Source organism: Muriicola sp. SD30, from assembly GCF_041205185.1.
Classification (GTDB): domain Bacteria; phylum Bacteroidota; class Bacteroidia; order Flavobacteriales; family Flavobacteriaceae; genus Muriicola.
Window position 1 is genome coordinate 915714 of record NZ_JBGEWB010000001.1, and the last position, 23638, is coordinate 939351.

The 23638-nt window shown below is 43.0% G+C and carries 17 protein-coding genes and 2 tRNA genes; 7 read left to right on the forward strand and 12 right to left on the reverse strand.

Translation table 11 applies throughout. The features are described 5' to 3' along the window. Positions 1–4: 4 nt before the first annotated feature. On the reverse strand, positions 5–1180 hold the full coding sequence (locus AB8P51_RS04140) for an acetyl-CoA C-acyltransferase (RefSeq protein ID WP_369747493.1): 1176 nt from the start codon (positions 1178–1180) through the stop codon (positions 5–7). A 116-nt stretch (positions 1181–1296) separates the two neighbouring features. Here AB8P51_RS04140 and AB8P51_RS04145 point away from each other — a divergent pair, with 116 nt between their 5' ends. From AB8P51_RS04145 to AB8P51_RS04165, 5 genes are all read left to right on the forward strand, one after another. Continuing rightward, positions 1297–3345 (forward strand): HD family phosphohydrolase, encoded by a 2049-nt coding sequence (locus tag AB8P51_RS04145; protein WP_369747494.1) that lies wholly within the window; start codon positions 1297–1299, stop codon positions 3343–3345. A 131-nt stretch (positions 3346–3476) separates the two neighbouring features. Beyond that, on the forward strand, positions 3477–5831 hold the full coding sequence (locus tag AB8P51_RS04150; protein ID WP_369747495.1) for a TonB-dependent receptor: 2355 nt from the start codon (positions 3477–3479) through the stop codon (positions 5829–5831). Between the two features lie 103 nt (positions 5832–5934). After that, positions 5935–6018 (forward strand) — tRNA-Ser (locus AB8P51_RS04155). 166 nt (positions 6019–6184) lie between these two features. Beyond that, a tRNA-Pro gene (locus AB8P51_RS04160) sits at positions 6185–6262 on the forward strand. A 470-nt stretch (positions 6263–6732) separates the two neighbouring features. Continuing rightward, on the forward strand, positions 6733–7380 hold the full coding sequence (locus AB8P51_RS04165; RefSeq protein ID WP_369747496.1) for a hypothetical protein: 648 nt from the start codon (positions 6733–6735) through the stop codon (positions 7378–7380). A 76-nt stretch (positions 7381–7456) separates the two neighbouring features. Here the strand turns inward: AB8P51_RS04165 and AB8P51_RS04170 are convergent, their stop codons facing one another. The 9 genes from AB8P51_RS04170 to AB8P51_RS04210 all read right to left on the reverse strand — a co-directional run bounded on the left by AB8P51_RS04170 (position 7457) and on the right by AB8P51_RS04210 (position 19098). After that, positions 7457–9700, reverse strand: coding sequence for a molybdopterin cofactor-binding domain-containing protein (locus AB8P51_RS04170; protein WP_369747697.1), 2244 nt, complete (start codon positions 9698–9700; stop codon positions 7457–7459). A gap of 19 nt (positions 9701–9719) precedes the next feature. Beyond that, complete coding sequence (locus AB8P51_RS04175; protein ID WP_369747497.1) at positions 9720–11981, reverse strand: molybdopterin cofactor-binding domain-containing protein; 2262 nt, start codon at positions 11979–11981, stop codon at positions 9720–9722. Positions 11982–12000: 19 nt separating this feature from the next. Further along, positions 12001–12456 carry a (2Fe-2S)-binding protein gene (locus AB8P51_RS04180; RefSeq protein WP_369747498.1) on the reverse strand — a complete coding sequence of 152 codons (456 nt, stop codon included), beginning with the start codon at positions 12454–12456 and terminating at the stop codon, positions 12001–12003. Between the two features lie 101 nt (positions 12457–12557). Then, entirely contained in the window at positions 12558–13160 is a 603-nt protein-coding gene (locus AB8P51_RS04185) for a flavodoxin family protein (RefSeq protein ID WP_369747499.1), read from the reverse strand. A 24-nt stretch (positions 13161–13184) separates the two neighbouring features. Next, positions 13185–14813, reverse strand: coding sequence for a carboxylesterase/lipase family protein (locus tag AB8P51_RS04190; RefSeq protein WP_369747500.1), 1629 nt, complete (start codon positions 14811–14813; stop codon positions 13185–13187). Positions 14814–14825: 12 nt separating this feature from the next. Next, positions 14826–15278, reverse strand: coding sequence for a nuclear transport factor 2 family protein (locus AB8P51_RS04195; protein ID WP_369747501.1), 453 nt, complete (start codon positions 15276–15278; stop codon positions 14826–14828). Between the two features lie 17 nt (positions 15279–15295). After that, positions 15296–15727 (reverse strand): putative quinol monooxygenase, encoded by a 432-nt coding sequence (locus AB8P51_RS04200; protein WP_369747502.1) that lies wholly within the window; start codon positions 15725–15727, stop codon positions 15296–15298. A 13-nt stretch (positions 15728–15740) separates the two neighbouring features. Beyond that, the gene (locus tag AB8P51_RS04205; protein ID WP_369747503.1) at positions 15741–16820 is read right to left on the reverse strand and encodes an alpha/beta fold hydrolase; all 1080 of its coding nucleotides are present in this window, start codon (positions 16818–16820) and stop codon (positions 15741–15743) included. Between the two features lie 46 nt (positions 16821–16866). Then, a complete protein-coding gene (locus AB8P51_RS04210) occupies positions 16867–19098 on the reverse strand; it encodes a DUF5916 domain-containing protein (protein WP_369747504.1) in 2232 nt (743 codons plus the stop codon). Positions 19099–19238: 140 nt separating this feature from the next. On the opposite strand from AB8P51_RS04210, the gene AB8P51_RS04215 reads away from it, so the two are divergent. Beyond that, positions 19239–20147 carry a helix-turn-helix domain-containing protein gene (locus AB8P51_RS04215; RefSeq protein ID WP_369747505.1) on the forward strand — a complete coding sequence of 303 codons (909 nt, stop codon included), beginning with the start codon at positions 19239–19241 and terminating at the stop codon, positions 20145–20147. A gap of 17 nt (positions 20148–20164) precedes the next feature. On the opposite strand, the gene AB8P51_RS04220 is transcribed toward AB8P51_RS04215, so the two are convergent. Continuing rightward, positions 20165–21049 (reverse strand): dienelactone hydrolase family protein, encoded by an 885-nt coding sequence (locus AB8P51_RS04220; RefSeq protein ID WP_369747506.1) that lies wholly within the window; start codon positions 21047–21049, stop codon positions 20165–20167. 172 nt (positions 21050–21221) lie between these two features. On the opposite strand from AB8P51_RS04220, the gene AB8P51_RS04225 reads away from it, so the two are divergent. Beyond that, positions 21222–23294 (forward strand): tetratricopeptide repeat protein, encoded by a 2073-nt coding sequence (locus AB8P51_RS04225; protein WP_369747507.1) that lies wholly within the window; start codon positions 21222–21224, stop codon positions 23292–23294. Between the two features lie 168 nt (positions 23295–23462). Here AB8P51_RS04225 and AB8P51_RS04230 read toward each other — a convergent pair whose 3' ends face one another. Beyond that, the gene (locus tag AB8P51_RS04230; protein ID WP_369747508.1) at positions 23463–23594 is read right to left on the reverse strand and encodes a hypothetical protein; all 132 of its coding nucleotides are present in this window, start codon (positions 23592–23594) and stop codon (positions 23463–23465) included. Between the last annotated feature and the right edge of the window lie 44 nt (positions 23595–23638).

Sequence of the window (23638 nt, forward strand, 5' to 3'; positions counted from 1 at the left end):
AAGATTATTTACGTTCCAGGATTAGAGCTGAAGCCCCACCACCACCATTGCATATAGCGGCTGCTCCGTATTTTCCATTATTCTGCTGTAGGATACTGAGGAGGGTAATGACGATACGAGCGCCTGAGCAACCCAGCGGATGGCCCAGTGACACCGCACCTCCATTTACATTAACATTTGAATCATTAAGACCGAGTAACTTCATATTGGCGAGACCCACCACAGAAAAAGCTTCATTGAATTCAAAATAGTCGATTTCCTCTAATTTCAATTTAGCCCTTTCCAGTGCTTTGGGTAAAGCTTTTGCCGGAGCGGTTGTAAACCATTTAGGTTCCTGGGCTGCATCTGCATAGGATTTGATGCTCGCCAGGGGTTTTAAGTTTAAGGCTGCCGCTTTTTCGGCGCTCATCAGGACCATAGCTGCTGCTCCGTCATTAATAGTGGAAGCATTGGCGGCAGTCACGGTACCATCCTTGCTGAAGGCTGGTCTGAGTGAAGGAATTTTTTCCAGTTTTACATTTGTGTACTCTTCGTCCTCAGCTACTATCAGAGGCTCACCTCTTCTTTGAGGTACTTCAACAGGAACAACTTCGGAATCAAATTTACCGTTGGCCCAGGCCTTGGCTGACCTTTGATAGGATTGTATGGCAAACGCATCCTGTTCTTCCCTGCTGAACTTATGCTCTACGGCACAAAGATCAGCACAAACACCCATCGCATTCTGATCGTATGCATCGACAAGTCCGTCTTTCTGCATGCCATCTTCAAGGGTTGCCGGTCCGAATTTCTGACCGGTTCTCATGTGTACATAGTGAGGGATCAAGCTCATATTTTCCATACCTCCTGCAACTACAATAGAGGTGTCACCAAGGGCAATGGATTGTGCAGCCTGCATAATGGCTTTCATTCCGGATGCACAAACTTTGTTAACCGTTGTACATGGCACTGTATCCGGGATACCTGCGTGGATGGCCGCCTGGCGGGCAGGAGCCTGCCCGTTCCCGGCTGTAACGACATTTCCCATTAAAACTTCTTCAACTAAATCAGGAGAGAGCCCTATTTTATCAAGGGCCCCTTTTATGGCAACAGCTCCCAGTTTTGTAGCCGGTACCCCGGAAAGGGAGCCTAAAAAACTGCCGATGGGAGTCCTTGCTACAGAAACGATAACAACTTCTTTCATAATCTTTTTTCTTGTAATGCGAAATTAAGAAATTATGGAGCAATGCGTAACCATTAGCAGAGAAAAGAGGAGGGTTGCCATTATATTTTCTATTTTTGATCGAGGCGTAATATCCAATGGAAGATTCACTAGATAAATTATATAAGAACCAGTCCCTGATCTACAAATATGTTCTCTATTTTGTGACCATTGGATGTATTGTATTCTTTTTCCCCAGGGGGGGTAAATTTAAATATGAATTCCAGAAAGGAAAGCCCTGGCAATACGAAAATCTATATGCCCCTTTCGATTTCTCAATCAAGAAAACTACAGACGAAATTGCTAGTGAACAACAAGCACTGCAAGAACAGCAAGTACCATATTACACCTATGATGCGTCAGCTGTAACAGAGGTCAATCAAATATATGATGATTCATTTTCACAAGTGTTTCCTTCAGAACGCTATTCCAATACACAGCTTAGACGTTTAAAGGGAATAGGGCAGGATATATTAAATGAGCTTTATAAGAATGGGATTGTAGACAATACTGCGGCCGGCAATTCTTCGGAATATCTCTACCTAGTTAAAAATAACGAAGCCAGTCGGATTAGTAAGGATGAACTATATACGGTCAATCAGGTAGATTCTGTAGTACAGGAGAGTTTACGCAACCGAAGGGCCGGAGAATACTATTCCCTTTTTCAGGACCTGTTTTTTAACCTGATTAAGCCTAATGTGAGTTATGACGCTGAGCTGTCTAAAAAAGAACTTGAAGACGAAATGTCCCGGATCTCAACTACCCGGGGAAATGTAGACGAGGGCATCCTCATTATTGCCAGGGGAGAGGTTGTGGAGGCAGAAAACTATACTATTCTAAACTCCCTGAAGGCCGAGTTCGAATCGGAGGTATGGACGGCTAATAATCAGTATTTTATCCTCTTTGGATATACTATCCTGGTGGCGCTGGTACTAATTATGCTCTTCCTTTTCCTTAAAAAATACAGGCCTACCATCTATCGCAATAACATCAAGGTAACTTTTATTTTCTTCAATATTCTCCTGATGGTCTTCCTGACGACCCTCGTAGTGAAATATGACGGAGCCTATGTCTATGTTGTGCCCCTGTGCATACTCCCTTTGATACTGAAGACATTCTTTGATGCCCGACTAGGGTTGTTTGTCCATGTCCTTACGGTTTTGATCCTAGGGTTTGTAGTGCCTAATAGTTTTGAATATATCTTCCTACAGATCATTGCCGGTATTGTAACCATTCTCACTGTTTCTGAATTGTACAAAAGGGCCAATTTATTTATTTCTGTTGGCCAGATTACCCTTATATACATTGTTGGGTATTTTGCCTTTCATATCATACACGAGGGCAATCTGGACAATATTAACTGGTTCACTTTCGGCTTCTTCCTTTTAAATGGGATGATAACCTTATTTGCACAACCACTTATTTATATTTATGAAAAGATTTTCGGGATGGTTTCTGATGTGTCCTTGCTTGAACTATCGGATACTAATTCCCGTTTGTTGAAAGAACTATCCAATAAAGCACCGGGCACTTTTCACCATTCCCTGCAGGTAGCCAATCTCGCTGAAGCTGCGGCTAATGCCATAGGTGCTAATGCCATGCTCGTGAGGGTAGGAGCCCTTTATCATGATATTGGGAAAATGAACAATCCCACCTATTTTACCGAAAATCAAGTAACCAACGTAAATCCGCATGATGATATAGATCCAAGGGATAGCGCAAGGATCATAATTAACCACGTCATCGAAGGAATAGAATTAGCCCAGAAAAATAATTTACCCGATCGTGTGATAGATTTTATACGAACGCATCATGGAACAACCAGGGTCTATTACTTCTATAAAAAGGAAATGGAGCGTAATCCTGAGGTTGAAGAAGATGATTTTAAATATCCCGGGCCCATACCGTTTTCCAGGGAAACTGCCATTCTGATGATGGCAGATTCGGTGGAAGCAGCATCTAAAAGCCTGGTAAATCCTTCCTATCCAATTATTGAGGAATTTGTGGAGAAGATCGTCAACGGACAAATGAAGGGTAATCAATTCCTCAACGCCAATATTACCTTTAAAGAGATCGAGATGGTAAAGAAGGTGCTCAAGAAAAAGCTTACCAATATCTACCACCTGAGAGTAGAGTACCCGGAGTAGTAAAAATTATTGCCAGCTATTAAAAGTTAAGGTTGTAATAAATTTCTTTTCATTGTTGTGAATACATCATATTTTCAACATATAACAGTTGTTCTTTTAACAAATAATAGTAAGACTATTAAATAGAAATTATGTTTAGAAAAGGGAATCATCTGCTTTGTCTTTTCCTTGTAATTATGGCCGTAACGCGATTTACGGTTTCGGCCCAGGCCTCTGGTCCAAACGGAGATGAAAATTCTGAAAAGAACTATTATGTTGGTGCAATCGAGGATCAAGTAAGTGTAAGAGACTCTCTCTTTTTCTGGCAGGAAAAAATACGTTTACATACAGACAAGTCGAACTTTCTACCCGGAGAGGTTTTATTTTTCAGAGCGGATATTTTTACCGGCCCGGAACAATTGAGGGTGAGTGCCAGTGAAGTGCTGAAGGTGGAATTCCTGAACGAAAAAGGAGAATTGCTTTTAAGTCAGTTCCACAGAATAGAAAATGGAAACAGTGTCGGTTCTTTGGAAATTCCCAAAAAATTAAACGAGGGTGTTTATTATCTCAGGGCATATACTCGGTGGATGCTGAACTACGGACCTGAATTGATTGCAACAAAGCAAATAGAAATTGAAGAGAGACGATCTAAAACCAAATCCTTGGCCGAGGGCCTTTTTCTTCGCCCCGAGAGTGGCTCTTTAATAGATCAGCTACCAACGCAGGTGATGGCATATCACAAAGATATCAGCTTACACAAGGCACCTATCGTGAATAGTAAGGGGGAAATTATCACCAGAAATATAGAATTTCAAAAGGGGATAGGCAGATTTCTTTTTACACCTGTAAAAGGCGAAACGTACTATATCATTGTGGAAGAAGATTTATTAATCCCATTACCACAAGTTCAGGAGACGGGTTATACAATTCAGCTTAATAACCTTAATTCCGATAAAGCACTTATCAATATAGAAGCATCGGCCCAACTAATGGATCGACCTGTATTCTTGAAGGGAGTAAGAAACGGGATAAGTTTTTTTAAGTCTGAGGTTGTGTTTCAAGGCGGTCCCAGTGAAAAAATAGAAATCCCGAAAACCGAACTACCCGAGGGTATCCTCGAGCTCAGATTGGAGGATGACTCTGGTCGGGTTTGGGCACGACGACCCTGGAAGATCAATAAGAATGAATTGTATATTGAAGTAGAGAGACAACGGGATGCTTCAGGAGATGAGGTCTTTAAATTTCAGGTCTATGATGAAATGGGAAAGCCGGTTGAAACCGAACTCTCCGTTAGTCTGCTGGAAGAAATAAATTCAGACCTAATCCCGGGATCTGTCCGAAGGGGTACAGAGGGTGAAGCTGAACTGAGGAATCAAAGGTTTATTGAGGATTTACTTCTCCTTACAGGACAATATACCGGGGAAGAGATAAATGTTGTTCCATCCCGGGTTCCCGATGAAATATTGTATGGATTCCAGAAAGGGCTCGAATTTTATGGGCAGGCCTATGATCTCAATAACACCTTGCTGGAGAACACAGAAATACAGATGCTTATTACCGCTGGGGAGGAAGTTTTTGCCATCGAAACCAAAACCAACTCCGATGGGATGTTTAAAATAACTGGTATGCAGATTGAAGGGGAGGCCCATATTATATTCAGGACGGCCGGGGAGGAAACAGATGAAAAGCTGGTTAAAGTAGTGCCCTATGAGTATGAAATACCACCCCTGAAATTACCGGGAGAGGTATTGACTTATTCTGAAAAGGAGGTAGGATCAGATGCTGAAAGGCCTCAAAGATCTGTGAGGGAATTTGATTCAGAAATTAAATCTGAAAAGCCAATCGAATTGGAAGAAGTTACCCTGGTGGCCACCAGAGAATTGCATAAGACCAGTGTTTCTCGTTATGATCTAAGGGCCACTCGGGTGATTGAACAGGACATAGAAAGGCCCAAAACCCTGCCCCAGTTATTTTTGAATATTCCAGGGGTTCAGGTTGTTGGTTTAGGAACCTTGAGTCCTTCAATCTTTATCCCCAGAGCAGCGCGGTTGGGTCCTTTGTTATGGGTGATAGACGGATTTCCACTAAATCAGACAACTCGTTTTGTAGATGTCATTAATTTAGTCAGTTATATAGATGTGGAACGCATTGAACTCCTACTTGGTGCGGAAGCTTCAGTGTATGGAAGCCGGGCGGCCGGTGGGGTCATACAAATTTTTACTCGTTCGGGCTCAGATATTGAATATCTGGCTCGAAAGGATGCTGAAGTGCTTTACCAGGGTTTTCATGAGTCGGTAAGCTTTGAGGAGTACAGTAGTAATAGAAAGCGAAAAAGATCAGCTGAGGGGATTGCGAAGACTTTGTATTGGGAACCACAACTTGCAACCGATAGCACGGGAAAAGCTGAAATCAGGCTATCAGGGACTGCAATTGATTCACCTATGAGGGTTGTTGTTAAAGCCGTTACGGAAAATGGACTCAAGGGTGACACCATTATATTTTTTTAAGCAAAAACCATTTCAAAAAGTTGCGTTCCAAGGAATGAAGAATTACATTTGCAGCCGCTATTCGGGTAAGCTGAATAACGATGCCTTGAAATATTGAAATACAGGAGAGGTGCCGGAGTGGTAACGGAGCAGATTGCTAATCTGTCGACGCGCAAGTGTCGCCTGGGTTCGAGTCCCAGTCTCTCCGCCTTCGCCGGCCGAATTCGCTTCCAGCGAAGAAGGCTGGCCTAAGTTTAATGGCCGGCTTCGGCGGATAACATCCGCCAGGCTAAGGTCATAGCTATAGAGATATTTTTTATGTAAGGGCGAAAGATCAAGAAACGAGGTGCAAAACGATTTATTGATGACCATCTCGGGGTGTAGCGTAGCCCGGTTATCGCGCCTGCTTTGGGAGCAGGAGGTCGCAGGTTCGAATCCTGCCACCCCGACCAAGAAAATCCAATCACGAAAGTGGTTGGATTTTTCATTTGCGAAAGCCGCAAGCTCGCTTGCAGGCTGAAGCAATTGGAAAAGACATCCGGGCCAAATGGTCCGGATTGGATTTTCTTGAGCAACACCCCCACCTCAGGATCACGGCGGAGCCGTAATCCTGCTTTTTATGGAGATAATAACCATAATGAGCGAAGCGAATGGTTCACTTTACTGTCAACAACCGCATTCAGGATCACGGCATAGCCGTAATCCTGAATATCGAAACTCCAAAACCCAAAATCCAATTTTTTAACTGAAAATGCATGAAACAAATAATGACAAAGCATAGCCATATGGCTTTTGTTGACTCATACCTCCTTCTAACAACGATCGAAAATGATCATCGATCCCTTCATGCATCATAATTGCTTTTTAATGGTAAGTTTAGCATGTGTCTAAAAATTATTATTTTACAGAAAATTCTTTCATCATGCGTATGATCAATAATTATTTGTCATGCAGTCTGGTATTTCTTCTCACGATATACCAGGTTTCTGCACAGGAGCAAGAAATTGAAGTGAAGATGGAACAGGGAGATTCAACCCTTATCTTCATGGGGTTCAATAGAGCCAAGGTAACCCATGAGGTCATCCTGAGATTGACAGCCGATAATCTTATCGGGTATCAGGGACCTGTTACCAAATTGATTCCGCCGGATACCTATGTTCCCATGATAACACTTCAATATGATCCTACTGAACCCTATTCCGTCAGTTCGCAATACTCATACATAGCCAAGCCCACTCCGGATGAAGCTAAACTACAGGAATTCGAGATCAAACGTGAACTCCTGGAGTCGTTCGATGCCGAAAATATTCCTGTGATCGTATTTTATGGGGAAGGTTGTGCCCGTTCTGAATATACACGCAAGTTTTTGTCAAGAAAAAAAATACCATTTAAGTATCTCGAAACCTCAAAGAACGATTATTACAACAAAGCCATGTTTGCTTTGATCCGAATGAAGGATCCCAATATTACTCGAATTCAATATCCCGTAATCATGACCTTGGACAGGCTGGATTATGATATCGGTAACCTGAGCTGGTATCTCAAAGAACTGGCTTCAGAATTCAAATAAGGTCCACACACCTAAAGACAAATTTGAGTTCAAATGATCTCCTTTTTTTGTTTTAAAGAGCTACTCTAGATATCCTCTATCCCAAAAATGGCTGATCGTAATAACGTTTTCCCGTAGCTTTGTAAAGGGCATTGGCCACGGAAGCAAACACAGGCGGATAGGTAGGCTCCCCGAGTCCGGTGGGGTCTATTTCATTTTCCACAAAGTGCACCTCGATATTTTTGGGTGCTTCGCTCATCCTAATCATACGATAGCGGTCAAAATTGCTTTTTTGAGGTACTCCGGCTTCAAAGGTCAGTTCTCCGTAAAGGGCATTACCTATGCCGTCAATAGTACCACCTTCGCATAAATTTGTAGCTGCATCAGGATTGATAACGATTCCGCAATCTATAGCGCAATAAACGTTGTCAATAATGGGTTTGTTTCCTTCCCATCTCATATCTACCACCTGGGCAGCATAAGAATTATGACAGTAGTAGGCAGCAACCCCGCGTTTGAGGTCTGCATCTCCATTACCCCAACCCGATTTTTCCTTGACAAGATTCAGAACTCCGGCATATCGATCTGCCTCGTAATCGTTATTTTCCCCTACTGGATCTTTTTTAGCCCGATCAAGTAACTCCATCCTAAAATCGATAGGATCCTTACCTGCTGCTTCCGCAACTTCATCAAGGAAAGACTGTTCTGCACAGGCCGCGAAATTAGAACGGGGCGCCCTGTAGGAGCCTATAGTGATATTGGTATTGATCGTCCAGCTCTCAGCAAGATAATTGTCTACAGCACCCGCAGGGAATCTGTTGGCGTACAGCGGACTCTCAGGAATTCCCCCGGCATTGACATGGAAGGCGATGAGATTGTTATCAGCGTCAAGTCCGGCCCTGTACGTAGTCTGATATGTGGGTCGGTATATACCTCCTGTCATATCATCTTCCCGGGAGTATATAAGTTTAACCGGGGCCTTTATTTTTTGAGAAATAAGAGCTGCCTCTATGGCCCAGTGGGCGTAGGATCTACGGCCATAACCCCCTCCAAGTCGGGTCATTTGGATATCAATTTTTTCAACGGGTAATCCCAAACGGGCTGCGAGGGTATGCTCTGTCAATTCTGCTTTTTGCAAAGGTCCGGAGAGTTCAGCACTGTCTTCCTTTACATGGGCGAAGAAATTCATAGGTTCCATGCAATTATGCGCCATAAAAGGTCCGGTATAGGTCCTTTCGATCACTTTTACTGCCTTGCGGAATGCTGCTTCAGGATTTCCATCCTTGCGCACCACACTAGCCTTCTTTGAAGCCATCTCCTTCATTTGGGCTTTGTGATCAGCAGTATTCTCCAGGCCAGCAGGAATGGTGAGGGTGTATTGCGACCGGCCATAGGGCACTCTTTCTTCCGTGTAGGTCTCAAAGCGTTCCCAACTCGTATTTACAGCATTTTTAGCGTTCATGACCTCCCAGGTAGTATCACCCACAATTGCGACTACTTCAAGGAAGGTGCAGGTGTCAAAATGCTGTCGTACAAAGTCGTCTTCCAGCACTTTTATAGTAAAAATATCTTTGATCCCGGGCATATTCCTGGCTGCCGTATCGTCTACTGATTTTAATTTCATTCCAAAGGCCGGCGGATGAATGATCATCGCGGTTAGCATCCCGTCTTCATATGTATCAAAACCAAAAAGCGGTTTTCCGGTGATGATCTTTGAAGCGTCCACATTCTTACGGGAAGTACCTATGATCTTAAAATCTTTCAGTTCCTTGAGCTGAACTTCTTCCGGGACAGTAAGTTGGGCTGCCGCTGAAGCCACATCCCCATATCCCATAGATCGGTTACTACTGCTATGATACAACATGCCGGCATCAGTGGTGACCTCATCTACAGGCACTTCCCATTGCGTTGCAGCTGCTTCTTTAAGCATCTGACGAGCCGAGGCCCCTGCCATTCGCAGACCGGGCCAGCCATGCCTAATGGCCTGACTTCCGCCAATAAACTGACGAGTATATAATTCGGTGTTCAGTGGTGCCTGTTCCACGATCACATCTTTCCAGTCCACGTCCAGTTCGTCAGCGACGATCATGGGCATGGAGGTTTTTACATTCTGCCCGCCTTCCGGGTTGGGAGACATTATGGTAACTATGCCATTATCTCCAATTTTGAGATAGCCGTTAATCTCAAACCATTCATCCGGCATTTCAGGTCCGGCCATTTTTTTGGTCCCGCCGGGCTTACACCCATTCAAAAAACTGAATCCCAGTATAAGTCCACCCCCCGCCAGGCTTGTATTCCTGATAAAGGCGCGTCTTCCGATATGTGTTTTTGTAAGCATAATGAAATTATATTATAAACGATTAACCCACCAAAGGTGGTCGATCAGTGGCAAATGGCTGTTGGTAGTGCCTTCTGCCGGTTGCTTTGTACAATGCATTGGCCAAAGCCCCGAATACTGGAGGGAATGGCGGTTCACCAAGTCCAGTCGGATCTATGTCATTTTTCACAAAATGGACTTCAATTTCCTTAGGGGCTTCACTGTGGCGGATGATTTTATAGCGATCAAAGTTATTCTGTTCTGGTCGTCCGTCCTGGAAAGTCAATTCCCCGTACATAGCGTTACCAACAGCGTCAACGATAGCACCTTCGGCCATGTTCGTTGCCGCATCAGGATTAATGACAATTCCACAATCTACCGCACATACAACCTTATTCACTCTCGGCGTATTGCCGTCCATCACTACGTCCACCACGTGGGCGGCATAGCTGTTATGACAAAAGTAGGCTGATACTCCTCTGTGTACTCCTGATGGAACTTCATTCCAATTTGATTTTTCACGAACCAATTTAAGTACATCTGCTAATCGGTCTGGTTCATATTCATTGTTCTCCCCAACAGGATTGTTTTTTGCACGTTCCAGTAATTCCAGTCGAAAATCGATAGGATCTTTCCCAGCAGCTTCCGCCACTTCATCCAGAAATGCCTGTTCAACGCCTGCCATAAAATTTGATCGGGGGGCCCTGAATGCCCCTATGGTTATATTGGAGTTGATTTCCCATTGTTCAGCCAGGTAATTATCAACCGTACCTGCGGGAAAGCGGTTTGCGAATAGAGGAGATTCGGGTACTCCACCCGCTTTTACGTGAAATGCTATCAAATTATTGTTTTCATCAAGCGCTGCGCGATAAGTGGCATGGTATGATGGACGATATATTCCGAAGGTCATATCATCTTCACGACTATAGACCAATTTTATGGGAGCATTGGCCTGTTGAGAGATCAACGCGGCCTCAACGGCATAATGACCATAAGCGCGTCTTCCAAATCCCCCGCCCATCCGCGTGAGTTCAATATCCACTTTTTCGATGGGAATATTTAGACGGGCGGCCACGGTACCTTCCGTTAAAGCCGGTGCCTGTAGAGGTCCTGCTAATTTTGCTCCGTCTTCGGTTACATGGGCATAAAAATTCATAGGTTCCATGCAATTGTGTGCCAAAAAGGGACAGGTGTAAGATCTTTCTATAACCTTAGCTGCACCTTTAAAGGCAGCCTCGGGATTACCATCCTTTCTGGCCGTAGTAGCGGATTTAGCTGCCATTACGTTCATTTGAGCATAATGGTCGTCCGTATTTTCAAGTCCACCCGGCACCTCAACATTCATCTGAGTACCGAATCGATCCATTTTAAATGAAGTATCGGAAAAGGGTTCCCATTCTGCTTTCAATTGTTTTTTTGCGTTCATGACTTCCCAGGTGGTATTCCCAACTATGGCTACCAGATCGGTAAATGCATTGGTGTCAAAATACCCCCTGGTCATATCCTTTTGAAGCGTTTTGATTTTAAAGACATCTATTATCCCTGGCATTTTGCGTACCTGACTATCATCATAGGATTTCAGCTGCAATCCGAATGCCGGAGGGTGCTCTACCATAGCTATTAAAGCCCCTTCAGATTCGTAATCGACCCCGAATAAAGGTTTACCTGTGATGATTTTCTGATTTTCAACACTTTTTTTGGAGGTACCTATGATGGTAAAATCTTTAATATCTTTGAGTTGTACTTCTTCCGGGATTTCCAGCCCTGCTGCGATAGAAGCCATTTCACCATAGCCTGCGGAATTTTTGGAAGCTTCATGGGTCAACATCCCCTCTGAAACTTCGATTTCCTCGACAGCAACTTGCCATGTCTGTGCAGCGGCTTCCTTCAGCATTTGTTTAGCAGTAGCACCAGCGAGTCTGAGTCCTTCCCAACGGCGCCGGATTCCCTGACTTCCCCCTGTAAATTGCCAACCGTATTCATCGGCATCAAAATTAGCCTGCTCCACCAGTACATCTTTCCAGTCAACATCCAGTTCATCGGCAACAATCATGGGCATAGATGTAATAACTCCCTGACCAAATTCGGGGTTGGGGGCCATTATGGTGACCAGACCATTATCACCAATTTTAAGGTAGGCATTGATTTCAAACCATTCTTTCGGCATTTCTTTTACCGCCATTTTCTTTGTATCCCCGGGGCCGCAAGAATTGAGTATACTAAATCCAAGAACAAGTCCTCCACTGGCAAGGCTGGTGTTTTTGATAAATGCTCGTCTTCCTATCTGTGTTTTTAGAATTGTCATGGGATAAATTTTGTAATGATTATGAGTTAGCGGCTAGTTTTATAGCTTTCTTAATGCGGACATATGTTCCACAGCGACAGATATTTCCATTCATGGCCATTTCGATCTCAGAGTCGGAAGGATCAGGATTGTTTTCGAGGAAAGCAGCAGCAGTCATGATTTGTCCTGCCTGACAATAACCGCATTGAGGCACATCTACTTCCATCCAGGCTTTTTGAACAGGATGATCGCCGTTTTCCGAAAGGCCTTCTATAGTAGTCACCTCCTGATTGCCTACTGTTGATACTGTGAGCATACAAGAGCGAACCGCAATTCCCGATAAATGCACTGTGCAGGAACCGCATTGAGCTATTCCACAGCCGTATTTGGTCCCAACCAGCTTGAGATGATCCCGAAGTACCCATAGCAAGGGTGTATTGGGATCTACATCTACCGTTTGTGTTTTTCCGTTAATCTTTAAATTGAATGTTGCCATGATGGAATTTTTATGTTCTTTAATGTACTAATTTATCAGATGTAAAGGAAGTTGATATTCAACTTTAATCTGGATTATGATGTTAAATTTTAATCTTCGTTCTATTGAGAAGTTTCTATTCCAATCTTCCTCAACCAAGACCTTACTTTCATGTTTGCCTCTGTTTTTCTTTCACCTTTAATGGCCAGGTAAATCCCATCCCGTTCTACGCCTCCTTTGATCTCAAAACCTTTGAGGATGTTGCTTGTTGGACAGAGTTCTTTTACCGTTTTAAAACCACTTCCCACCCCATAACCTGCATTTGTATTAAAAGGAATTATCGTTTTTCCTTTTAAATCATATTGGTGCAAAAAGGTTTTTACAGGAGGCGGAAGTTGCATCCCCCATGTTGGGAAGCCCAGAAAAATGGTATCGTATTTATCCATATCTATTTGGGTCTTCAGAGGAGGTAAAAATCCGGTTTTGTTTTCTTCTGCAACCTGTTGCACGATGGCCTGGTAATTCTGTGGGTAGGGCTCCACTAATTCCAGAGCAACCAAATCTCCTCCAACCTCATTTTGGATGATTTCGGCAACAGTCTTAGTGTTGTTAGTTCGCGATAAATAAACAACTAAAATGTCATCCCCTGACTCCTGCACCCACTGTCTGGCATGCATTGCCAGACTCACAAATGAGAGTAACAGGAGAAAGACAGTTTTATGCATAATTTTACTATTCTATTTACACGGTTAGATACCCCGCGATTGAACTTGACTCCTTAACTTAAATGCCTTCTCAATGACATCCAATCTCGCTCTTCTTGGATCTGGTTTTCCAACTGCTTCACCATCTAATTCAATATCTAAAATGGCGCCATCCTCTTCGTTGTAAATAGGCCAGTTAGGTAATCCATCTCCATTCGGGTTTCCGGTCTTGGCGAAATTTATCCAGTACCCATTCATTAGTTCCGCCACTTTTCTGTCTTCTTGAGTTATCTCAGGATTTCCCCAACGTGCGTCAAGATTATTAAAAACATAACTAACTTCGGAACCATGGCCGGCACCGTATTTCATTCTTTCCCTCATAGGCTCCGGTACAAATCCAAAATGGTATATAAACACAGGTTCACCTTGTTCCGCTAAAGCTCTGGCGGCAAAACGACCTGGTTCTCCCCAAACCCAATCGGTATTGAACTTAGTAATCACCTCTTCAAATTCTTTGCTACCATCAGGGTCATAAGCAGTTTTCGCTTCCTCTTTAAACTCGCCAAAAAGCGAAAACAGTTCTTCTTTGGTTTTACTGTTGTTGACAAAACTCCCGCCGATTTCGGCACTGTTAGATCCAATGATCAATGGTATTTGCATTTGTCTACCAGCTTTGTAAGCACTTTCGGCAGTTTCAGTTACCAATTCGCCGTCCAAGATTGGTCCGGAATAGATACGTGGACCATCCTGCCCATCAGTTTCCTGTCCGCTATCAACAATTTTTTCCACCGTTAAGGCGCGTAACCTGGCCAGAGCTTCGGAATCTGTACCTTCTATGCCGTGCTTTTTGGCAAAGTTGATACCGATGGTCTCCGCGGAAACAGGATAAAAAGGAGATGCATTTTCTTCCTTTATAGGCCTTCCGGTAAGTACACCATCACGACCTCCACCAGATTCGCTAATGGCCTTATGGAAGAGTCCTTTTGCCTCTGGAATGGTCATTAAAGAATGTACCGAAACCCCACCTGCAGAAAAGCCGAAGATGGTCACATTATCAGGATTACCACCAAAGGCAGCAATGTTCTTTTGCACCCATTGTAGCGCTGCAATCTGGTCCATATAGGCATAGCTGCCTTTATGTTCTTCAGGATGTTCGGCACTTAAAGCAGGGAATGCAAAATGGCCCAAACGCCCCAAACGGTAATTGATGGTAATCAAAATGACACCTTTCTTGGCAAACTCATCACCGGCAATTCCAGCTCCGGAACCACTACCACCAACAAAGCCTCCGCCATGAATCCAAACCATAACGGGTAGGTTCGCACCCGTTTTTACATCAGCAGGTTTCCACACATTCAGGTATAGACAATCTTCGGATGAACCTTCACTAATGGTTCCCGGGGCCCCACCCCAACCAGACTGTGCGCAGTTAGCGCCATATTCCGTAGCATCCAATTCACCTTCCCAGGCTGATAATGGTTGAGGAGCCCTCCAACGAAACTCACCAATTGGAGGAGCCGCAAAGGGAATTCCTTTAAAACTATCTACTTTATTGTCAGTAATTCCACGAATTACACCCAATTCAGTTGTGACCCTTACGGGATTATAGACCTTTTCTTGTGCTATTAATATTGAACTGAATACTAACGCTAATCCTATTATAATTTTTTTCATCTTACATCTTTCTTAGTGCTCTATTTTATGGGTATCCCGAACACTACTAAAAGTAAGATCCAGCAATTTCCATTCTCCTCCCTCTTTCTGATAGAATTCAGTGACTGTAAATTCATTAGAAACATCGTTACCACGAACATGGGCCATAAGCGTAATTCGGTTCCAAAGCACCACTGTATTTTCATCAAATATTTCTACTACCACATCGTGTACATCGGCATTTTTATACCAAATGCTTCCGGTCTCGATAATTTCAAGTTCCCTATCTTTTTTCCAGGAGCCGCTCATATGAACAAACCTTGATTTGTCATGAAATAAACTGGCCAACTTGTCCACATCTTTATCGGCCATCCATTGCCATTTGGCTTTTGAGATTTCTTTGATTTCCTTTTCTATTGTGGATTCCTGTGCAAAAGACAGTGCTCCAATTGCTGTAAATACAAATCCAATAATAAGTGACCTCATAATGTTTTTATTTTAAGTTAGTAATTAAATTTTTTAAAAATCGCCGGCATGGTTTCGGGGTCAATCGCCTCAACATCGATTAATCGCAGGGATTTGACCATATGCAGTGTAGATTCTTTGTAAAGTTTGAAATGGGGAGTTTGGAGATGAGATTCATATGCTTTTTTATTCGCATAGATCTCAAGTAACCTGATTTGCGTTGGATTTTCTTTTTGAAACATGGGATAGATACAAATGACCCCGGGTTCTAATCTTACAGACGCTTCTGATTCCTCCCTGAGTATATCCAGGTACTCATCCAAATACACAGAATCGATATCAATTTCTGCGATCCTGATCATTGCATCTTGTGGGTCCGTATCAACATTTTTAGTCTTCGATTCGCCAATACAGGAAATAATCGGGAGGCAAAGAAACATAAGGATCAAGGATGATTTCAGAACTTTCATTGATATTGTTTATTTAATCTAAGTTTTTCTCCTTTAACCAGATTGACAAGTGGTTTGCGATCTCCAGGTTGTTCAAGTCAGAAAACGGAAAATGAGTATTTCCCTCAATGCCGATTTCAGGGAGATGAACCACTGTAACATCGCCTCCGTAATTGTTAACCACATCACGCCATTTACGCGCCATTTCAAGGCGAACGCGCCAGCCGTCCGTCCCGGGATTGGGGTCGTACTCTTCAGGAATAAAGTCCCCGTAATAAATGATTATGGGAATTTTAGTCAGGTTTAAAAAATCTGCTTTGGTAACACCAATAGCCTGCAAATCACCTGCTGAGCTTTCCAAGGGCCCCGGCACTTCTCCTTCAGGAAACGGGAAGCCGGAACCAGGTTCGTAGGACGCAATAGCCTTCACTTTGTCATTTTTTATGGCGGTTGCCCAGCCAAAGCCACCTGAATGGGAATGGGTGATCAGGATGCCTTCCCCAATCTTGTCAAAAAGCCGGGATACAGCATCTGTAATCACTTCGGTGTCAAATCCCCCGATATTGGGTGTTATCTGCCTGAAATACTGATTGAGTGTTTCCTTATCTTGGGCAAATTGAACTCCGGGGAAATAGTCCGGCCAGATCCCTATACGAAATGTATTGAACCAAAACTGCTCATCGGGGGTTGGAGTGATCGTGGCTTCAACAGTACTTCGCCCGGCTCTTCCCCGTCTTGGCTGGTCTATGATATAGGTACTGAAATCTCGTCTTAAAAAGATGTTTTGGTATCCTTCCCACCCGTCTGGGGTAGTTTCCCAGGTCTTGGCGGATTGTCCGAAACCATGCCACATCACAAGGGGATATTTTCTTGGATCAACCGGAATTTGGTAAAATACATAGGCGTGGTCACCGTGATAAGTCTGGCCTTCAGGCGTGCGTTTAATGGCATCAAAAGTCCCTGGATTTTCGATAACACTACCGCCAACTGCAAAACTTCCCTGATCCTGAATTATCATTGGTTTGTTCTGGGAAGATAGGATTACAGGTATTATAAGCAGAGCGATAAGCAAACTCCATTTCAATAAGCTTACGTCTTTAGGATTGCTTTTCATTTTCATGACAACTAGAAAATATTGGATTTGATTCATTTGGAAGAACTTATATGTTTAACCAGTACGTTAATTTAAGGTTTATAGACCGGAATCTCGGTGCAAATGTCTCTGTAAAATAATTATCGTTATAGACAAGAAACAGATCAGAAAGGGGTGCGAATCGCCATTGTAACCTGGAGTTGATCCCAAGGTTTTCCTGGCGGTTGCTGTACTGTACCAGGGTATTCCAGAACAGGCTCTTACTGAAGGTGATATCCGATCTGAAGGTAGCAAAAAAGATATTTGCATCCGCATAGGGATCGGGAAGTCGTATCCCGTTATAGTCTAGTCTCAGACTGAATTGGGCCTTAGGTTGCACTCTGAATCCAAATTGTGCTCCAAGGGCTGTAATATTGCCATTAAAAAACTGGCCTATTGTAGCATTAGCACCATAGGTAAAGACACTAGTGTTATTGGAAGTATATTCTATACTGGCCTGGTTAAAGGTGTATCCCTGATCACCCGGCAGAGGTATCGCTCCTGAGGTTCGGGAAGGATCGAATGGCGCGGTAAGAAAAATATAGTTGTTGGTAAAGGAAAATTCTGCCGTAGCCTGATCCCGAAAGGCAAACTCCCAACTCCCCGTATAACGATGGTCTGTCTTTTTATAATCAAGCGAGGGCCGCCAGTAGACTATAGTTAGCAAACGGGGTGCATGCGTATTGATGATTCCATTTTCGGGATAAAAGATATGCTGTATACCATTGCCCCACTTCAATACATCGGTTCGTGGAACAAAGCCAAGGTCTGCTGTAAAATCCTGGTCAATATAAACCAGGTCCTCAGTAATTCGCCATTTACGGGGATTATAAGTAACCGTGGCCTGGGAAGAAAAATTTCCTGTGTTGTCTCCTGGCTGAAAAGACTTGTGGAGGTAGAATTTTCCATTCCAGTTGTTGTCTTCTGAAGCCAAATTATAATCCGCCCCTATGACTCGATTGAAATTGTCTTCAGGGGTAATATATCCCTCATCGCCCATCACCTGTCTGTTGACCCAAAACACGCCAATGTTAGATCTGGCACCAACTTTCCGCTGAAGGGCCAGCATCATATTATTATTGGAAGCAATTTCATTGGCTTCGTCCTTGGCAGTCTGTATGTTAAGCACTCCCAAACGCCAGTCTTTATTAAGTTTCCCACTGAGACGGACACCGCCAATAATATCATTTTGAATGAGGTTCCCTTCGGCATTCCGTGCAAGACCAATCCTCCGAGAAAAGAAAGGTTTGGCTTCATTAAAGGTATTTCCGAAATTTTCAAAAAGATCGCTGTTATCTATAAAGAACTGACGCTTTTCAGGTAATCTCACCTCAAAACGGGTCAGGTTTGTAAAAATATCATCCACTTCCACATTGGAAAAGTCTGGATTCAGTGTAAGGTCGAGATTCATACCGTTGCCAATTGAAATTTTAGCATCTCCCCCGGTTTTAAATTGTGTGTCAGACTCATCTAAACCATAATTTTTGTCCGCAAGGATATTGATATATGGAATCAAGGCAATGGGCATTCGCGATTCACCCAGAGGTTTTTCAAAAATGAGTTCCCCCATATCAGCCAGACTGGATAGCAGTTGTTGTTGCGGAACTTTTACCCAGCTATCTTGCTGGTTCGACTGGTTATTCCAACGGCAAGGACGGAAACGCCATGTTGAGGTCCCTTCCGGAAATTTTAAGGAGGTAAACGGGATGGCCACTTCTATAACAAAATGATCATCATATCGACTCGCCTCAGCCTGCCATTTAATATCCCAGGTATTGTTAAAAGCGGCCCCACCTTCTGACACCAAGCCTTCACGCAGTACGCCATAGGGGGTAACCCCAAAGAAATAGGCCGTAGTGCCGTCGCTGAAGGTATCGAATAGGAGAGAGATATTATCATTGGTAAGGGCGCCAAAATCTCTTTTTAAGGTGGAGACTACATAATCTCCCGGAGCTTTTTCAGCGTAAATACCCACATACAGATGAGTCTCAGAATATAATACTCTTACTTCGGTTGTGTATTGTGCCTCAACCTGGTCTGAAGGAAAGAATTGCTGAAAATTACCGGCAACTTCGGCAGTCTGCCATATTGTTTCATCCATCAATCCATCCAATACAATGTTGTCTGTGATCAATTTAGCAGTAATTTGCTTACTAGTACTTTGCCCAAAGGACAAACCACATACTGTAATCAGCAATCCTGAAAAGATCATCCTGAATCTGGAATATTTCCACCGATAGATTATCCTGTTCTCTGTCATGCAACAAAATTAAAGCCTGTCTATGATCTATTAATTACCCGGATTACGGATTTATCTACCATTATTACAGAATTCGCTAAGGATGTTTGATTAGCTGGTTATCAATGTCTTATCTTTAACAAAATATTAATAACGGCATAATGAAGGTGTATGAAATTAAAGCAGTAGGAGACTACCTGAAATTGCGTAACCAGGAGGTATTACACCCATTAGTTGGGGTGGTTAATTTTCAGGATGTAGATGAAGACGGAAAGACCATTAAAGACTTCAATGCTTTACGATTTAACTGCTATGCCATTTTTTTAAAGGACGCTACCGGGTGCAAGTTGAAATACGGCGGAAAGCCCTATGATTATGATGAGGGTACTCTGGTTTTTGTTGGACCCGATCAATTGGTTGAGCTTTCATATGATGATCCAAATTATCGTCCGAAAGGCTATGCCTTGTTGTTCCATCCCGATTTATTTTTGGGCACCGAACTGGGTCGTAAAATTCATCATTATAACTATTTCTCGTATTCACTTTTTGAAGCACTACATCTTTCGGCCAAAGAACGAAAGGTGATCGTAAGCTTGTTGGATAAAATTCAGTTTGAACTGGACCAGACTATCGACAAGCACACCAAAAAACTCATTACTGCTAACATCGAACTTCTGTTGGACTACTGTGTGCGATTTTACGATCGACAATTCCTTACCCGGGAAAAAGAGAACAATAGTTTCCTTGAGAATTTCGATGTGCTCTTAAAGGAATACTTTACTTCTGACAGACCTCAAAAATACGGAACACCCTCAGTGGCGTATTTTGCAGATCAATTACATTTATCTTCTAACTATTTCGGAGACCTCATTAAAAAGGAGACAGGCCATTCTGCCCAGGAATACATACAGAATAAATTAATCGAAGAAGCAAAAGAGAGGGTATTCGACCCCACTAAGACAGTCAGTGAAATTGCCCATGAACTGGGGTTTAAATATCCGCAGCATTTCACCCGTCTCTTTAAACAGCGCGTAGGGCACTCCCCAAGTGAATTCAGATCTTTGAACTGACCAATTTTGCCGGATAACTAACTCAATTTCTCCTTAAAAAACTCAATCGTTCTTCCCCAGGCAAGTTCTGCAGCCTCTTCATCGTAACGGGGAGTACTCGTATTGTGAAAGCCGTGGTTGACATCCGGGTAGGTGTAGGCCACATACTCTTTTCCGTGTTTCTTTAAGGCTTCTTCATAGGCCGGCCATCCCGCATTGACGCGTTCGTCTAGTCCGGCAAATTGAAGCATTAAAGGTGCATTGATCTTGTCGATATCTTCCTTGGGTTGTCCGCCGTAAAAAGGCACGGAAGCTGCAAGATCAGGAACTTTTACCGCCATCATATTAGAGATCCAACCCCCAAAGCAGAAACCAACCACACCGATTTTCCCATTACAGTCTTTATGCTCCTTTAAATAGTTAAATGCGGCAATAAAGTCCTCCAGCATCTCATTCCGGTCACGTTTACGCTGCATGGTCCTTCCTTCGTCATCATTTCCCGGATATCCGCCCAGGGGCGAGAGTGCATCCGGCGCCAGGGTAATAAAACCGGCAAGTGCTGCCCTTCGCGCGGTATCTTCCACATAGGGATTAAGACCCCGGTTCTCATGAACCACCACGATTCCGCCCAGTTTAGATTTAGCGTCTTTGGGCTTTGAAAGCAGGCCTTTGATCTTACCGCCTCCCTTCGGAGAGTCGTAGGTAATAAATCCTGAATCCAGGCCGGGATCATCTTGTTTCACCAACAGGGTGTCCTTGTAATTCGGCATAAGGAAACTCATCAGTGAAGCAACGGTTATCCCCCCAACGGCATAGACTGATAGCTTCTCTATAAATTCCCTGCGTTGTAACTTGTTGTGGGCATAAGCATCGTATAATTCAAATACTTCCTGTTTAATTTCACCTTTCTTTAATTTTTTCATGATTACTTTAATTTAGAGTAAAATCCAAAAGCTCTTTTGTTACCAAAAAGATACCAAAAAAATAAGTTAGGACATGTAGTAAATACATTTATTCCTGGGGTGATAAATCAGTCAATACAGATGTCTTAATCAATTAATTATTATCTTGAAGTGTTACTAGCCAACCACAAGAATGAATTTAAAAGAATTTATAAAGGAATGCCATCAGAAAGAGGTATTTAAAAATCTTTCCATTTACGTCGTTTCAAGCTGGGTATTGATACAGGTCTTTTCGGAAATGTGGGAACCTTTTGGCCTGCCGAAGATCTCCATGACCTACCTCTTACTGGTACTTATTGTAGGTTTTCCATTCTATACCTACCTCATCTGGCGGTATCGCCTAAAACCATCCGAGACCAAACTGAGTCAGCGTGAAGGGATGAAATTCGTTAAAAATAAATCAGGAGATGAAGGGGTAGAATCACAATTTAAGAAACGAAAGGTACATCTCCCGGGGATCCATTTCTACAGTCCCTTTCAAAAAATGTATTTCACCTTTCTCTTTGCCATCCTGCTTGTTTCGGTATTTGCTGTAGCCCTCATTGTTAGAGCCAATTTTATCAATGAACCTGAACCGGGCGTCTTCGCTTTTGCAAAAGATGATAGCAATGACAAGATCGCAGTGCTCTCCTTTGAAAATAACACTACTGATGAAGAACTTGATGTGGTGGGGAAAATGGCGGTCGACTGGATTATTCACGGAATCACTCAAAATGACATAGGGCAGGTAATATCCCCAAAAGTGGTAGAGCAGTATGCAACGGTACTAAAGGCTTCCCTGGTACCGGATGAAGACAATGGAATACTAACCGAATACCTGAAGCCCGGTAAGATCATTTCCGGGAATTACTATCTGAACAACGGAAAACTTCTTATCCAATGCACCATTTTGGATGGGAATATGAATGAAACCCTGGAGACCATTGAACCGGTTTCCTGCGACTCAGACAGTCCGCTGGTCTGCATCGAAATGCTCAAACAAAGGCTGCTCAGTGCGCTGTTAGAGGAAGATGAATTATATACTGTATATGAAGAAACACCCCCTAATTACGAAGCCTACAAGTTGATGCAGGGAATGAATAAATTTGAGAGCCATACACCCGAATATTTAAATCTCCTCAATGAGGCCATTGCCCTCGACAGCACGTATTTTGAGCCAAAACTGCATAGGATGGCCTATTATTATAACCTTGAAGATTTTGCAATGGCCGACTCTATGGTAAGGCAACTCGCATCTGCTGATCTGAAAAGCAGCAGGCAACAAAATCTTGTTAAACTATGGACTGCCCTGATCAATGGCGATAATAAGAAGGCATTTACTTACCTAAAAAAAGAGTACAATATCGAGACCGATGACCTGAATAACAACAGCAGTACCATGGTGGTGGCCCTGCAGTTTGTAAATCGACCCGATGCTGTTGACTCCATTTACAACAAACAGCCGATCATGGCCCATATAGACAGCTTAAGCTGCCAGACCTGTGAGTACCGTCATTTTAGTAAAGGGATGGCTGATATTGCCCTCGGCAAGCCTGAAAAGGCCATAGAGATGTTTAAGGATTATGGAAGAGTAAAAGAGTTTTATTGGATAAAAGACGTTTTAATGTACGCCAATATACGCCTGGGCGATTCTACGGAAGTCGACAACATTATGAACACCATAAAGCTCACTGGCGATCTGGATACCTGGAGGGAAAAGTGCCTGCTGGTTGGCAAACAATACCTAATCCGGGGCGACCGTTCAAGAGCCGATATGTATTTAAATATGCTGCTTGGATCACTAGAGGGGCAGCCGGCTGAATTGTCCCAGGAAGAAAAGGAATTGAAAGCATTCTCCTATTTCTATTTGGATAAATACACAGAGGCAGGTAAGATCTTTCAAAATTTACAGGAGATAGACCCTGAAGATGTCGACTATATATCTTTTCAAGCGATGTGCTTGTTTGAGGAAGGGCAGTTGGAAAAAGCGGAAAAGTTGATAGAGGATATCGACCGACTAAGGGCTGACTATCAGTACGGTAAAATTGACTATGCGAAAGCCAGATATTATGCTGTTAAAGGCGACACTGATCTTTTAATTCAAAACCTGATCCGGGCGGTAGCAGCTGGGAAACGATATAATCCCGGGACGTTTCATGATGATGTCCTGATGAAGCCTTATACAGAATTAGAGAGTTTTAAGAATGTTCTCAATTTCTGGCATTGAGTCAAAGTTTATTAGGCAATTTGGGGTAGCTTGCTGAGGATATCAATCCGCGGACATTTAATAAAAAAACCGAACACTTTTGTGTCCGGTTTTTATTTCTTGAAAATTTATTAGCAAAATGCCTTGAAAAATCTTCCCAAATTAATTCGGAAGATAATTCTTTTAGATTTACTTGGTCTTAGGAACATGACCTCCCTTAGAGGTTGCTTTCGTCTTTGGAACGTGGCCTTCCTTTGAAGTTACTTTTGTTTTTGGAACATGTCCTCCTTTGGACGATGCTTGTGGTTTTGTGGTCCCCATGGTTATAATTTTTAGAGTTAATTTATCACTATATTAGTGAAAAA